Source organism: Embleya sp. NPDC001921 (assembly GCF_053594475.1).
In genome coordinates this window covers 91,864-106,516 of record NZ_JBSFEO010000032.1, presented here as the reverse complement: position 1 = coordinate 106,516, position 14,653 = coordinate 91,864, and the positions used below count along the sequence as shown (strand labels likewise).

Annotated in this window: 14 protein-coding genes; 6 read left to right on the top strand and 8 right to left on the bottom strand. The window is 72.5% G+C overall.

The window, feature by feature from the left end; all coding sequences use genetic code 11:
* Positions 1-223 precede the first annotated feature (223 nt).
* Positions 224-1,432, top strand: coding sequence for a hypothetical protein (locus ACWCPW_RS32295; RefSeq protein WP_449765091.1), 1,209 nt, complete (start codon positions 224-226; stop codon positions 1,430-1,432).
* 93 nt (positions 1,433-1,525) lie between these two features.
* On the opposite strand, the gene ACWCPW_RS32290 is transcribed toward ACWCPW_RS32295, so the two are convergent.
* Positions 1,526-2,131 (bottom strand): TetR/AcrR family transcriptional regulator, encoded by a 606-nt coding sequence (locus tag ACWCPW_RS32290; protein WP_449765090.1) that lies wholly within the window; start codon positions 2,129-2,131, stop codon positions 1,526-1,528.
* Between the two features lie 176 nt (positions 2,132-2,307).
* On the opposite strand from ACWCPW_RS32290, the gene ACWCPW_RS32285 reads away from it, so the two are divergent.
* From ACWCPW_RS32285 to ACWCPW_RS32265, 5 genes are all read left to right on the top strand, one after another.
* Positions 2,308-3,102 (top strand): acetoacetate decarboxylase family protein, encoded by a 795-nt coding sequence (locus ACWCPW_RS32285; protein WP_449765089.1) that lies wholly within the window; start codon positions 2,308-2,310, stop codon positions 3,100-3,102.
* Positions 3,103-3,147: 45 nt separating this feature from the next.
* Entirely contained in the window at positions 3,148-4,038 is an 891-nt protein-coding gene (locus tag ACWCPW_RS32280) for an SDR family NAD(P)-dependent oxidoreductase (RefSeq protein ID WP_449765088.1), read from the top strand.
* Between the two features lie 5 nt (positions 4,039-4,043).
* On the top strand, positions 4,044-5,384 hold the full coding sequence (locus tag ACWCPW_RS32275) for an amidohydrolase family protein (protein WP_449765087.1): 1,341 nt from the start codon (positions 4,044-4,046) through the stop codon (positions 5,382-5,384).
* Positions 5,385-5,390: 6 nt separating this feature from the next.
* Positions 5,391-6,677 (top strand): amidohydrolase family protein, encoded by a 1,287-nt coding sequence (locus ACWCPW_RS32270; protein WP_395862679.1) that lies wholly within the window; start codon positions 5,391-5,393, stop codon positions 6,675-6,677.
* Positions 6,678-6,885: 208 nt separating this feature from the next.
* Positions 6,886-7,689, top strand: coding sequence for an SAM-dependent methyltransferase (locus tag ACWCPW_RS32265; protein WP_449765086.1), 804 nt, complete (start codon positions 6,886-6,888; stop codon positions 7,687-7,689).
* On the opposite strand, the gene ACWCPW_RS32260 is transcribed toward ACWCPW_RS32265, so the two are convergent.
* The 7 genes from ACWCPW_RS32260 to ACWCPW_RS32230 form a co-directional block, all read right to left on the bottom strand.
* Positions 7,659-8,096: a nuclear transport factor 2 family protein gene (locus ACWCPW_RS32260; protein WP_449765085.1), complete on the bottom strand. Its 438-nt coding sequence runs from the start codon at positions 8,094-8,096 to the stop codon at positions 7,659-7,661. The genes ACWCPW_RS32265 and ACWCPW_RS32260 overlap by 31 nt on opposite strands.
* A 37-nt stretch (positions 8,097-8,133) precedes the next feature.
* Positions 8,134-9,411, bottom strand: coding sequence for an MFS transporter (locus tag ACWCPW_RS32255; protein ID WP_449765139.1), 1,278 nt, complete (start codon positions 9,409-9,411; stop codon positions 8,134-8,136).
* A 63-nt stretch (positions 9,412-9,474) separates the two neighbouring features.
* Positions 9,475-10,254 carry a hypothetical protein gene (locus ACWCPW_RS32250; protein WP_449765084.1) on the bottom strand — a complete coding sequence of 260 codons (780 nt, stop codon included), beginning with the start codon at positions 10,252-10,254 and terminating at the stop codon, positions 9,475-9,477.
* A 102-nt stretch (positions 10,255-10,356) separates the two neighbouring features.
* Positions 10,357-11,532, bottom strand: coding sequence for a hypothetical protein (locus ACWCPW_RS32245; protein WP_449765083.1), 1,176 nt, complete (start codon positions 11,530-11,532; stop codon positions 10,357-10,359).
* A 92-nt stretch (positions 11,533-11,624) separates the two neighbouring features.
* The gene (locus tag ACWCPW_RS32240) at positions 11,625-12,134 is read right to left on the bottom strand and encodes a SigE family RNA polymerase sigma factor (protein WP_449765082.1); all 510 of its coding nucleotides are present in this window, start codon (positions 12,132-12,134) and stop codon (positions 11,625-11,627) included.
* A 66-nt stretch (positions 12,135-12,200) separates the two neighbouring features.
* Positions 12,201-13,826 carry a protein kinase domain-containing protein gene (locus tag ACWCPW_RS32235; RefSeq protein ID WP_449765081.1) on the bottom strand — a complete coding sequence of 542 codons (1,626 nt, stop codon included), beginning with the start codon at positions 13,824-13,826 and terminating at the stop codon, positions 12,201-12,203.
* Positions 13,823-14,476 carry a hypothetical protein gene (locus ACWCPW_RS32230; protein WP_449765080.1) on the bottom strand — a complete coding sequence of 218 codons (654 nt, stop codon included), beginning with the start codon at positions 14,474-14,476 and terminating at the stop codon, positions 13,823-13,825. Before ACWCPW_RS32230 ends, ACWCPW_RS32235 begins: the two co-directional genes overlap by 4 nt.
* Positions 14,477-14,653: the final 177 nt, after the last annotated feature.

Sequence of the window (14,653 nt, the reverse complement as noted above, 5' to 3'; positions counted from 1 at the left end):
GACTCCGCGTGCCACCCTTCCGGATCCAGCCCCACCCCCGCCCCACGATCCGCCCGGGCCCGACACCGCACCCCCACAACCCGGCTCCACGCCGCACCCGCCGCACCCGGACGCGACGCACCGGCCTCGCCCCCGCCCGGATCCGAGCCCGCCCGAGCCGAGGATCCGAACCCGCACCGGCCGAGAGGTGAGCACGCACGCACGTTCGTGCCAGGATGACCCCGTGCGCGTGCTGCTAGGGGACGGCTTCGGGGTGACGTCACGTCAGATCGCGATGGCGATCGGGCGATCGGGGCAGGACGTGGCGGTGCTCGCACCGCCCGGTCGGCCGGTTCACGCACGCCCTCGCTCGGTCACGGTGGTGCACGAGGTGCCCGCGTTCGGCGCGGATCCCTGGGCCTGGCTGGCCCGGACCGAGGCGGTGCTGCGCGCCGAGCCGCACGACGTGCTGCTGGCCACGAACGAGCACGTCGCGGTGCTCGCGCGCGAGCCGGAGCGGATCACCGCGCACGGTGTGGCCCTGGCCGTACCGCCGTTCGCGGCGCTGCGCCGGGTCGCGGACCGGGCCTCGGCGGCAAGCACCCTCACCGAGATCGGGATGCCGCAGCCGGCCGGGACGGTGGTGGTGCGCTCCGCCGAGGAGTTGCGCCAGGTCGCCGATCCGCCGTTGTACGTGAAGACCTTCGCGGGTTCGCACCGGGTCGAGCGGCGCGAGCAACTGCTGCGGCTGGCCGACACGCTGGATCAGGGCGGCGCGTTCGTGGACGGCGCGGGCGTGCTGGTGCAGGAGCCGGCCCAGGGCCCGGTCCTGTCCGCCCAGGCGGTGTTCGAGCACGGACGCCTGGTCGCGGTGCACGCGTACGAACACCTGCACGGCAGCGCGGTCAGGCGCAGCGTGGTGGTGCCGGAGGTGCGCGAGCAGGTCGCGATGCTCGGCGGCCACCTCGGCTGGCACGGTGGCCTGTCGCTGGACGCGGTGCGCACCGCGCACGGCGGCCCGGCCTGGCTGGACGTGCGCCCCTACCTCGCCGAACCGGGCAACGCCGGCGCCGCCGGCACCGATCTGGTCGCGGCGCTGATCGCGGTCTCCCGGGGCGAGGCGCCCGCCTCGATGCCGTGGGGCCGGCCGGACGTACGCACCCGGCAGGCGCACGGCGCGCTGCTGACCGCCGCCCGGGCCGGGCGCCGCCGGGCCGGCCGCGAACTGCTGCGGATCGTGTCGCGGGCGAGTCCGTACCGGGACGCCGTCGAGGAGACCCTGAGCCTGCGTCGGGAGCCGCGTCGGATCGCCGGATCGATGTGGCTGACCTCGACCCTGCTCACCGCGCCGGCGCGCGTCCTGGCCCGGATCGACGCACAGGAGGCCCGGGGCACGCTGTCCCCCGCCGCGTGGCGCCGCGTCCTGGCCGGCGCCCCGCCGCGGGTGCCCTGACCACCGCGCCGAAGCGGCGTTTCCACCACCGCGGGTGCCCTGATCGCCCGCACCCGAGCGGCGACCGCGCCACCGCGGGTGTCCCGACGTCCCTCACCCGAGCAGCGACTCCACCAGCGCCCGCACCGACAGCACGAACAGCCGGTCACCGTCGGTGACGTTGCTCAGACTCGCCGCCAGTTCCGGATCCTCCCGCGCCAGCTCGCCGCGCCATCGGTCCACGGCCGGCGGTTCGGCCGCGCTGTTCTCCAGGGCCCGCTCCAGCATCACGAAGCCGGCGATCTGGTACTGCACCGCCTGCACGGCCTCGCCCGCCCGTGCGCCGCGCAGCCCGGCCGCGGTCATCTCGCGCACCAGCGCCTTGCGCGCGGGCAGCATCATCAGCGACTCCAGGCCGCGCTCGCGGACCAGGCCGACCAGGTGCGGGCGCTCCAGGATCAATCGCCGACACGATCGCGCGATCGACACCACCCGCTCGACCGGCGTGCTCCCGTCCACCGAGATCGCGCCCATGTCCGCGATCACCCGGTCCACCAGTTGGTCCACCAGCACGTCGCGGTTGCCCACGTGCCAGTAGATCGAGGTGACGGCGACGCCCAACTCGGCGGCCAGTTTGCGCATGCTGAGGTTCTCGATACCGGATTCCATGACGAGACGCATGGCGGTGTCGAGCACGGTGTCTCGCGTGATCCTGTCCATCACGTCCCATTCTCGCGCCCGGGCGGGGTCGCCCGATACAGGGGCAACCACGCCACAGGTCTTTACCTCGCCGACCTACCGGTGTAACAGTGTTACAGAACAACCGGCACCACCGCGCACGGGATCGGGCAACCGGCCCGCGCGCAGCCCTCGCACGAGCGGAAGAGGTGAGGTACGTGGCACGCATTCGGTACGGCGCCCGGCCGGCGGAAACGCTGAAGAAATCCTCGCGGGAGCGCTCCAGCCTCCCGGAGATCTGGTCCACCGGCGTGATGGCGATCTGGGAGACCGACCCCGAGGTGATCGCGGCGATCCTGCCGCCGCCGCTGGTCCCCGCGGACCGGCCGCTGGTGCGGGTGAACATCTCCGCCTGCGACATCAACGGCCACCCGCTCGGCGCGGGCGCGGTCGCGGTGCGCTGCAAGCACGGCGACATCGAGGGCGACTACACGCTGACCATGCCGATGACCACCGAGCGGGCGGTGATCGGCGGTCGCGAGGTGTTCGGCGAGCCGAAGAAGCTGGCCGACGTCAAGGTCGAGCGGGACGGCGACGAGGTCGTGGCCACGGTGAACCGGATGGGCGTCACCTACGTCGAGGTGCGCGGCACCGTGGTCGAGGAGCTGGCCACCCCCGAGCCCCGACAGACGCTGAGCTTCTACTACAAGTTCCTGCCCGCCGTGGACGGCGACGGCTTCGACGCCGACCCGATGCTGGTGCACGTCACCCGCAACGAGCGCACCCGCAGCGCGCACCGCCTGGACGGCGAGGTGATCCTGCGCGACTCGGACTTCGACCCGGTCGCCGACCTGCCGGTGCGCAAGCTGATCTCGATCACGCTCAGCGAGCGCACCTCCGACCAGCAGGGCTTCGTCGCCGAGCACGTCAAGGCCGACCTGGTGCTGCCGTACATCCACCAGCGCTACGACGACGTGCAGCAGATCACCGACGATCCGCCGCCCGCGAAGTAGCACCCCGGCAGGCAAGGCAGCCACGACAGCAAGGGATCGACAGACATGCTGCAGGAATTCGACGGCAGAGTCGCCGTCGTCACCGGTGCCGCGAGCGGTATCGGGCTCGCGATGGCCGAGCGGTTCGGCGCGGAGGGCATGAAGGTCGTGCTCGGCGACATCGAGCGGGGCGCGCTGGACAAGGCGGTCGCGCGGATCACCGACGCGGGCGGCGAGGCGCTCGGGCACATCGTGGACGTATCGGTGCGCGAATCGGTGTTCGAGCTGGCCGACGCCGCGTTCGAGCACTTCGGCGCCGTGCACGTGCTGTGCAACAACGCCGGGATCGGCTCGGGCTCCGAGGGCAAGATGTGGGAGCACGACCCCAAGGACTGGGACTGGTGCTTCGCCGTGAACGTGTTCGGCGTCTTCAACGGCATCCAGGCGTTCGTACCGAGGATGCTCGCGCAGAACACCCCCGGCCACATCGTGAACACCTCCTCCGGCGACGGCGGCATCGCACCGCTGCCGAACGCGTCGGTGTACGCGACCACCAAGGCCGCGGTGGTGACCATGACCGAGGCGCTGTACGCCCAGCTCGGCCAGGTGCACGCACAGCTCGGCGCGTCCGTGCTGTTCCCCGGGCCCAAGATGTTGCGCACCGGCCTGTGGGAGTCCTACCGCAACCGGCCCGAGCGGTTCGCCAAGTCGGTGCCGCGCAAGACGCCCTACAACACGCTCGACGCGTGGGAGAAGGCGATGCGCGACGCGGGGCAGGAGATCGAGTTCACCCCGGTCGAGTCGGTCGCGGCCGACGTGCTCGACGGCATCCGGGAGAACCGGTTCTGGATCCTGCCCGCCAGTGAGCACAGCGACGGACAGATCACCGCGCGGTCGCGGAGCATGCTCGCCCGCAGCAACCCCTCGTACCTCGAGACCTTCGTCCTGGACAAGTGAGTGACATGACCCAGAGCAGCGAACACCCCGAGCGGAACGAACTCACCACCCCCTACACGATCATCTCCTCGGACACCCACGCCGGGCTGCCGACCGAGCTGTATCGCGACTACCTGGCCACTCGGCATCACGCCGCCTTCGATCAGTTCATGTCCGAGCGCGAGGCGCAGCTCAAGGCGATCACCGACCTGGGCGTGCGCAACGAGGACTTCGCGGCGAACTGGTTCGAGACCAACGAGGAGGTGCTGCGCAGCGGTTGGGAGGTGGACCGGCGCGACCTGGAGTTGGACAAGGACGGCGTGGTCGGCGAGGTGATCTTCCCGGACGCGGACGCCGTCGAGTCGCGCACGTGTGTGCCCTTCGGCGCGGGCCTGGGCCTGTCCGGGGACATGGATCCGGAGCTGGGCCTGGCCGGCGCGCAGGCGCACAACCGCTGGCTGGCCGAGTTGTGCAAGACCAGTCCGGAACGGCGGCGCGGGGTCGCGCTGATCCCGATCACCGCGGCGATCGAGGACGTGCTCGCGGAGATCCGCCGGATCAAGGCGGACGGCCTGGGCGCGGTGATGATCCCCGCGATGTGGATGAACCAGACGCCGTACCACGATCGCAGGTACGACCCGGTGTGGGCGCTGTGCCAGGACCTGGAACTCCCGGTGGTCACCCACTCGGGTCCGGCCGACCGCGAGTCGTACGGCAACCACCTGGGCATCTACGTCACCGAGGTCACCTGGTGGCCGTCCCGGCCGTTGTGGTTCCTGCTGTGGTCCGGCGTGTTCGAGCGGTTCCCGCGGCTGAAGTTCGGGGTGACCGAGGCGGGCTGCTGGTGGGTGGGCAACCTGCTGTGGTTCACCGACCGGCTGCTGCTGGGCTCGCGCGGCGCGGCCAAGTTGGCCGGGTTCGAGGAGATCAAGCTGCTCCCGAGCGAGTACTTCGACCGCAACTGCTTCATCGGAGCGTCCAACACCAAGCGGCGCGAGATCGGCATGCGCTACGAGATCGGTGTCGGCAACATCTGCTGGGGTAACGATTTCCCGCACCCCGAGGGCACCTGGCCGGAGACCCTCAACATCCTGCGCAAGACGTTCTCCGACGTCCCGATCGCCGAGACGCGCGTGATGCTCGGCGAGGCGGTGGCGGACGTGTACGGCTTCGACCTGGCCGCTCTCGCGCCGCACGCCGAGCGGGTCGGGGTCACCCCCGCCACGCTCGGTCAGGTGAACGAGGACGGTTCGGCGAAGGACCTGACGACCAAGTGGGCAGCGGCCGCCGAGATCGGCCGGCACTGGCTCACCGGACACGACACGGGCGCCGCGATCAACCCCAACGCGGAAGCCCTGGAGGTCTGATCCCCCATGACTGACAGCACCACCCCGCTCCCCGTCCCGAGCGGCCCCCCGTCCGGCGACCACCCCGAGCGGTACACCGTGATCTCGGCCGACTGCCACGGCGGCGGCGAGATCCACGGCTATCGCGACTATCTACCGACCCGCCTGCACGCCGAGTTCGACGCCTGGGTGGCGAACTACGAGATCCCCTACCCGGATCTCAAGGGGGACCTCGGCCCGCGCAACTGGGACTCCGATCGACGCCTGCGCGACCTGGAGGCGGACGGGGTGGTGGCCGAGGTCATCTTCCCCAACACCGTGCCGCCGTTCTTCCCCAAGCCCTCGCTGACCGACCAGCCGCCGGCCGCGAACGCGGGCGACCTGGCGCTGCGGTGGGAGGGGCTCAAGGCGCACAACCGCTGGATGGTCGACTTCTGCGCGGCCACGCCCGGGCGCCGGGCGGGCATCGTGCAGATCATGCTGCACGACATCCCGGCGGCGGTGGAGGAGATCCGCTGGGCCAAGGACGCCGGGCTCACCGGCGGCGTGCTGCTGCCCGGCACCCCGCCCGGTTCCGGTCTGGTGCCGATGTTCGACTACGCGCACTACGAGCCGCTGTGGCGGGTGTGCGAGGAGTTGGGCATGCCGGTCAACCACCACACCGGCTCGGCCGCGCCGCCGGCCGGGGACACCGACGTGGACAAGGTGGTGTTCCTGACCGAGGTGTCCTGGTGGGCGCACCGCGCGTTCACCCACCTGGTGGTCTCCGGCGCGATGGATCGCCACCCGGAGCTCCAGTTCGTGTTCACCGAGCAGGGCACCGCCTGGATCCCGGAGGAGACCCGGCGGCTGGACTACTACTGGCACCGGATGAGCACCGCGGTCGGCTCCCAGGAGTACGAGTGGGGCAGCGCGCTGGTCGGCCGGATGGAGCTCAAGCCGAGCGAGTACTGGGCCCGGCAGTGCCACGTCGGGGCCAGCTTCCAGCGCCCGGCCGAGGCCAAGCTGCGGTATCAGGTGGGCGTGGACCGGATCATGTGGGGCAGCGACTACCCGCACAAGGAGGCCAGCCATCCGTTCAGCCGCGAGGCGCTCCAGTTGACCTACAACGGCATCGACCCGGTCGAGGTCGCCGCCATGGTCGGCGGCAACGCGGCGAAGCTGTACGGCTTCGACCTGGACGCGCTGGCCCCGATCGCGGCGAAGGTGGGCCCCCGGGTCGACCAGGTGTGGGCGCCGCTGGCGCCCGAGGACATCCCGGTCGGCGCGGACAAGTGCCCGGCGTTCGTGGGCGCGGTCGGCATCAAGCCGTAGCCGCGGCCGGCCGTGGCCGCGTCGAACCGCGGCCGCGACCACCCCGCGCGGACCTCGGCGTCGAGGGGCCGGAACCCGCCGTTCCGGTCCCGCCGACGCCGAGGCCGGCGCGGCGGGCGCGCGGGTGTGACGCCTCGCACAGGGCTTCCAACCGTCGGGCCGGCGATTTCTCCGGTGAATCGTGACGACACGCTTTAGAGTCCGATCCATGACTCGACCGGACTGGGCTCCAGAGCACATCGACATCACCCGCGCCAGCGTGGCCCGCGTCTACGACTACACGCTCGGCGGCGCGCACAACTTCGCGGTCGACCGCGAGGCGGCCGAACTGGTCACCCAGGCGATGCCCGAGCTGCGCGACGTGCTGCGCGGGAACCGGGTGTTCCTCACCCGCGCCGTACACCACCTGCTGGACCTGGGCATCCGGCAGTTCCTGGACCTGGGCTCGGGCATCCCGACGGTGGGCAACGTGCACGAGATCGCGCACAAGGCCGACCCGGACGCGCGCGTGGTGTACGTGGACAACGATCCGGTCGCGGTCGCGCACAGCCAGGCCCTGCTCGCCGACAACCCGAACGCGACCGTGGTGGGCGCCGACCTGACCGATCCGGCCAAGGTGATCGACTCCCCCGAGGTCCGCGAGCTGATCGACTTCTCCCAGCCGGTCGGCGTGCTGATCGTGTCGGTGCTGCACTTCCTCCCGGACGAGGCGGACCCCATCGGCGTGGTGCGTCGGTACATGGACGCGACCGTGCCCGGCAGCCACCTCGCGCTCTCGCACGCGCACCGCAGCGAGGAGCGCCCCGCCGGGATGGACCGCGCGCTCAGCGAGTACTCCTCCAACGTGCAAAAGATGCACGCCCGCTCGCACGACGAGATCCTGGCCGTCTTCGGCGGCCTGGAGCTGCTGCCCGCGCGGCTGGTCCCGGTGGACGTGTGGGGCCCGGGCGGCCCGCTCGGCGAACCCGCCGTGAAGCTGCCTCAGTTGGCGGGCGTCGCGGTCAAGGCCTGAGCGGCCGGCACCGGGTTGTAGAACTCGCGCTGGCCGACCACCAGGCCGTCCCGAAAGGCCAGCACCGCGATGTAGGTGTTGGCGTAGGCGCGGTCGGTGGGCCTGGCCCGCCCCTCGCCGGTGAACTCGACGATCACGGTGTCCGGGTCCACGCAGTCGTGGACCCGGGTCACCGTCAGGCGCAGTTCGAACACGCCGAGCGCGATCGCCAGATAGGCGTCCACCGCGTCCTTGCCCTCGATCCGCACCGGCGGCGCGGCGTACGGGAACTCCAGGACGACGTCGGGGTGGTAGCAGGCCACCTGCGCGCCGCGGTCGCCCGCGCCCACCGCCGCCAGCAGCCGCTCGGCGATCCGGACGTTGTGCGCGCGCCGCGCCCGGGCCTGTTCGGGAACACCTGAGTCCATGGCCGCAGCCTGGCCCAAAACCGTTGTCGAGAAAAGATCACGCGGTGGCCGGTTGTCCCTCCCACGCCTGAACCGCGCGGGTCTCCGGGAGCGCGGAGAAGCACGCCACGCTCAGCACCGCGGCGGCCGCGAGATAGGCCGCGACGCTCCACGGCGTGCCGTCGCCCCGGGCCAGTTCGGTGGCCACGATCGGGGTCAGCGCACCGCCGAGCACGCCGCCCAGGTTGTACGCGGTGGACGCGCCGGTGCACCGCACGCGCGGCTCGAACAACTCGGACAGATAGGCCCCGACCACCGAGAACATCGCGATGAAGGCGACCAGGGTGCCCAGGCACGCGAGCGTCATCCACACCGGCTCGCCGGTGGCCAGCAGCCCCAGCATCGGGAACGCCCACAGGCCCATCGCCGCGCAGCCCGCCACGCACAGCGGCTTGCGCCCGTACCTGTCGCCGAGCAGCGCGAACAACGGGGTGGCCACGGCCTTGCCGACGACCGCGATCATGATGCACGCGAGCATCGTGGTGCGCCCGATCCCCAGGCTGCTGGTGGCATAGTGCAGCGACCAGGTGGTGGTCAGGTAGAAGCCCACGTAGCCGCAGGTCAGCGCCCCGGCGATGAGCAGGATCAGCCGCCACTGGTCACGCACCACCTCGCGGAACGGGCTCGCCGAGAGGTCGTTCGCGACGGCCAGTTCGCGAAACGCGGGGGTCTCCTCGATCGAGGCGCGCAACATCAGTCCGACGCCCGCGAGCACACCGGCGAACAGGAACGGCACCCGCCAGCCCCAGGAGTGGAACTGGGCGTCGGTCAGCACCCCGGACAGGGTCAGCATGATGCCGTTGGCGAGCAGGAACCCGATCGCCGGCCCGGCCTGCGGAAAGCTGCCCCACAACGCGCGGCGGCCCGGCGGCGCGTGTTCGGCGGCCAGCAGCACCGCGCCGCCCCATTCGCCGCCGACCCCGAGCCCCTGGCAAAAGCGCAGCAGCACCAGCAGGATCGGCGCGGCCAGGCCGATCCGGTCGTAGGTGGGCAGCAGTCCCACCAGCACGGTGGCGACGCCGGTCAGCAGCAGCGAGACGACCAGCACCGGCCGGCGCCCGCGCCGGTCGCCCAACCGGCCGAACAGCACCGAGCCCAGCGGCCGCGAGACGAAACCGACCGCGTAGGTGGCGAACGCCGCGAGGGTGCCCGCGATCGGCGAGAAGCCGGGAAAGAACAGCGGGCCCAGTACCAGGGCCGCGGCCGTGCCGTAGACGAAGAAATCGTAGAACTCGATCGACGTGCCGGCGAAGGACGCCGCCGCGATCCGGACCATGGAGACATTTCGCGTCACACCCGGCCCAACGATCGGGTCGGGGTGTGGTCACCCGTGCGGGCGTCACCCGTCCGGGGCGGTCTGTCGCGCCTTCCCGTGCGTCTCGGGTCGGCCGGGGGTGGTCGCCTCACCCAGATCGGCCAGCCACGGCGCACCCGCGTCGTCGCCCACATGGCCGAGCGCCCAGGCCGGGTTCTGGCACATCGCGGTCTGCACGATCTGGGTGCCCGGCAACGTCACCGGCCAGCACAGCAGATGGCCCGCCAGCCACCAGAACTTGCCCAGCACCGCGACCGAGAGGTCGTCCTCACCGGGCGGCCGGTCCCGGTACTCGTGCCGGTACCAGGTGCGCACCACCTGCGACCAGGTCTGCTCGGCGATCACCGTGCCGTCCCGATCGCGCAGCGGCCCGTTGCGAAACGACACGTCGCGGGCGATCCGGTGGGTCACCCGCAGGCCCAGCGCGCGCCGCACCGGGGTGAGCACGATGGTCACCCCGCCGCACACCGACCAGGTCACCATCGACGGCCACAGCCCGAACACCAGGAACAACACCGCGCCCGCGGCGCCCAGCGGCAGGCCGACCGCGCGCGCCGCGACCGGCTCCGCGTACACCTTCAGCGGTGTGATCGGCACCCGGAAGACGGTGTCGGGCGTGGTGGCGTAGCGCGACTCGTCGAAGTCGAGCGCGCGCGCCCGGCGATACGTCCGGGTCTGGAACCACGGCAGCGTCAGGGACAACACCGCGCCGGCGACACCCAACACGAACCAGGGCAGGGACACCTCGGGCAGTTCCATCGCCACGTCACCCCTTAGCGCGTCGATGTCTCCACGGTCGCCCATGGCGGCCCCCGGCGGAAGAGTACGGCCACCACAAGTGGCAGAAAATGTGCGCCTTCGCCCGCCTCGACACCCGTCGCGGTCATCACACCCGGATCATCCGCATCATCCGGCCCAGCGCGGGGACCCCGCCATCGTCTTCAACTGCTCGAAGGAGAGCAGCGGTTCGGGCAGCGGAGCAGCGTCCGCGCCTCGGCCGTCGCGCACCTCCAGGGAGACCGCGAGGCCGCCCGGACGGATGACCAGGAGCGAGCGCGACTCGACCCGACCATCGTTCGCCACCACCTGATGGGTCACTCCGGGAGTTCCGTCAGCCAGCGTCACGTTCGCGCAGAGATTCTCACTCGCGCCGGCCGGACAAGGCGTCACAGCGGAGTCCCGGGTCGAACGCAGACGCACGGTCAGGTCCGACATCGCCCCACGGAGTCCGCCCAGGACGAAGTTGCCCACGGTCGTCTTCGCCGCGCTCAGTACCCGGACTGCCTTGGGCAGCACGGCCGACACCGGCTCGAACGCCGCGGGGGGCACGGCGGACGGATCGACCCCCACCACGGTCCACACCCGGCTGTGCGCGATGGCCGTCAACTCCTCGGGTCCCAGGACCTGGCGCGTTCCCCTCGGCTTGTCCACGACCTCGCCGGCCCGGACCTGGACGCCGTCCGGCCGCGTGTACACGACGGAGTAGGAGTGCCGTTCGGCCCCCGGCGGCCAAAACCCGGTAACCGTGAGCACGCCCCCGTCCGGCTCCACCGTGCGGACACACCGGAGTCCCGAACCGCCCTCCGCCGATGGGCAATGCGGGCCCTGCCACAGATCCTCGACCGAACCGAACAGCGGACGGGCGAGTTCCACCTCGAGCCCCGTGGAGCCGTTGCGCCCGGTATAGGTGCCGGCGATCCGGGTGTCGCCCGGCACCGGGCCCTCGCGGCTCGGCTCGAAGCGGTCGGTACGACCACCGTCCGGCAGCGCCGCGCGCACATACGGGACCAGTTCCCTGCCCACGAGCAATCTCGCCGTCCCCTCGAGCCGCCTCGCGGCGGGGCCCGAATCGGTACTCGACCCGGCGAACACCGCGTCGAGCACGCCCAGTCCGCCGCTTCCGCCGAGCACGAGCACCAGTACGGCGGCCACCGCCGCGCCCACCGCCACCCGTGCCCGGCGCTGCTGCCTGCCGCGCCGGATACCGCGCCCGATCAGATCGGGGCTGGGCCCGCGAAACTCGGCGACGGCCGAACGCATCGCGTCCGGCAGATCCCGCTCGAACCTGTCGTCGGCGCCCACGCTGATCAGATCCCTTCCGTCGATGCGACGCGATTCGGGCAACGGCGCCGACCGGCCCCCGGGCGATCGCGGCAGCCGACCCCCGCCGCCGGTCAACATGCCATGCCCAGGTCGACGAGTTCGGCGCCGAGCATCGCGCGCAGCCGGTCCAACGCCCGCTTGGACCGCACCCGGACCGCCCCGGGGCTGATCCGCAGGACGTCCGCGGCCTCCTCGACCGACCGGTCCTCCCAGTAGCGCAGCACCAGCACCGCGCGATCGGCGGGCGAGAGCCGGGCCAGGCCCTGAAGCAGCGTCAGGCGCAGCTCGATGTCCTCCCCCGCCGCCGGTGGCGGCTCCGGCAGCGCGTCGCTGGGGCGTTCCGAGGAGCGCCTGAGCCGCCGCACGGACAAGAAGGTGCGCACCAGCGTGGTGTGCGCGTACGCGATCGGCGACTCCATCTCACGGATCCGGCGCCAGCTCCGGTACAGCTTGCCCAGCGTCTCCTGGACCAGGTCCTCCGCCGCGTGCCAGTCGCCGGTGAGCAGACAGGCCGTGCGCAGCAGTTGGCCGCTGCGGGCCCGCGCGAACTCGTCGAAGCTCGCGCCCCCGTTCCCGCTCATGGTGCCTCCGCGCCTCGGTGTCGTGCGAATAACGCGTCGACCCGCCAAGCGCGTTACACCCCCGCGTCACCGGCGCCGGTAGCCGGTCGCGCCGTGGATGCGGCCCAGGTGTTGGCGCAGCGTGGCCACCCGGGGATGTTGCGGACCCAGCCGGTGCTCCTGCTCGGCCAGCAGCGGCACCAGCACGCTCTCGGACCGGTACGGGTCGCCGAGCGCGGCGAGCAGCAGCCCGATCCGCTCGCGCAGGTCGAAGCCCTGGTAGACGTCGGCCTCCGGGATCCGCCGGTGCAGGTCGAGCAATCGCCGGTACTCGCCGAGCGCGGCGGGCAGTTCGCCCAGTTCCTCCAGGCACGCGGCGACCTGCCGGCCGTATTCCATCGCCTCCGCGTCGGTCGGCCCGCCGGACGCCGCGAACACGCCCGCGATGTACTGCAACTCCGGGAGCGCGCGCCGGAACTGACGGTCCGCCAGCAGGGTGTCGGCGAGCGCTTGGCGCAACCCCAGGACGAGCGGGTCGCGTTCGCCGTGCCGCGCGATGGCCACCGGCAGGGCGACGCCGAGCACGTCCACGGCCTGGGTCAGCGCACCTTCGCCGAGCAGCCGGTTGGCCTCGTCGAGCGCGCTGCGCACGTCCAACGTGGGCGGCGCGGCGGAGGGCACCGCGGCCCAGTCCGGATCGGATCGCGGCACGTGCGCCGAGGGGCCCGCGCTCATCGCCCACGGCGGCGTGGGCGGGGCCGGTACCGACGCCCGCACCGGGCCGGGCACCCCGGGCAGCGGCTGCGGCGCGGCCGGGAAGCGCAGCGGGCGGGTCGGGTCCATCGGCGCGGTCGGCGCGAGCGCGTCGCCGCGGCTCGCGGGCAGCAGCGGAACGAGCCGCCGGTAGACCTCCTGCGCGCTCGCGGGACGCTGGTCGGGCTGCTTGCCCAGCAGGTCCAGCACGAGCCGTTCCAGCCCGGCGGGGATGTCCGGGCGGTGCGCGCCCAACGGCTCGGGCGTCGCGCTGAGGTGCCCGAGCATGACCGAGGCCATCGTCGGCCCGGCGAACGGCGCCCGCCCGGCCAGCATCTCGTACAGCAGGCAGCCGAGCGCGTACAGGTCGGTGCGCGGCTCGACGATGCCGTTCATCTGCTCGGGCGCCATGTACGCGGGCGAGCCGGGCATCGCGCCGGTCGTGGTGAGCTTGGTCGACTCCGGGTCGAGCACCGCGGCCACGCCCAGGTCGAGCACCTTGACCGTGCCGTCGCGCCGGACCATCACGTTGCGCGGCTTGAGGTCGCGGTGCACCACCGGCACCGCGTGCACGGCGGCCAGCACCGAGCAGATCTGCGCGGCCACCGCGACCGCCCACTCCCACGGCACCGGCCGGTTCTCCGCGATCAGGTCGGCCAGGTCGCAACCGTCCAGGAGTTGCATCACCAGGTACAGGTCGCCCTCGTCGGTGCCGCCGTCGAACACGGTGACCAGGCCCGGGTGATCGATGCCCGCGGTGACCCGGCACTCGCGCAGGAAGCGCCGTTCCATCGCGCCGCGGTCGCCGTCGGCCTCGACCAGGTCGGTGCGCAGCAACTTGACCGCGACCCGGCGCTGGAGGGTCCGGTCGTACGCCTTCCAGACCTGGCCCATGCCGCCGCGGCCGATCGCCGCGGACAGTTCGTAGCGGTCCGCGATCACCCGTCCGGGGGCGCTCATCGGGGCCCTCCGGGATTGCCGCCGTCCTGCTCGCGCAGCCGTTCGCTGAGCCCTTGCAGCCGGGCCCGGGCGCGCGCGGCGGGATCGTCGACCGGCACCGGCCCGGCGGCGGGCGGCGGGGCGACCGGTCCGCGCGGGGCACCGGGCCCCACCTGCGGGCCGGGCACCAGGTAGCCCGGCGGGGCCTGCGGCGGGGCCGGGGGGTAGGCCATCGGGTGCGGCCCGACGGGCGCCTGCGGCCACGGCGCGTACCCGGCCGGCCCGTACGCGCGCGTCGCCCGGGCCCAGCGGGCGGATCCGACGCACCACCAGACCGGCACCGCGACCATCAGCACCAGCAGCATGACGGTGCCCACGTCGTCCAGGATCGTCTGGGGTTCGGGCGCGCCCAGCGCCTCGCGCGCGGCCTGCTCGTCGCTCGACTCGCTGCCCATGACCAGGAACACGAAGGCGAGGACCACGCTCACCGAGGTGACCGCCAGGACCACCCAGTCCCAGTGCCTGCGGGTGCGAACTCCCGCCACGAGCGGGGGAATCCACGCCAGCAGCCCGATCGAGAGGAACGCGACCGCGGCGAGGCCGACGAGCCCGAACCAGTGACCGGCGGTACCGCGTCTACCGGGCACCGGATCGCGCGACGGACCTTGCATGCTGTGTGACTCCCGAGGCTGTGGGACTCCCGAGGCCGGACGACTCCCCCGCGGGGCGAGTCGATGCCGCGTTCGCACCCGGTGGTCTGCCGGGAGTCGCGGGCGATGGGCCGGGAGACGGCGTGCCGGAAGCCTATCGGCGGGACCGGCCGGCCGGCTGCCGACCTGGACAAGCGC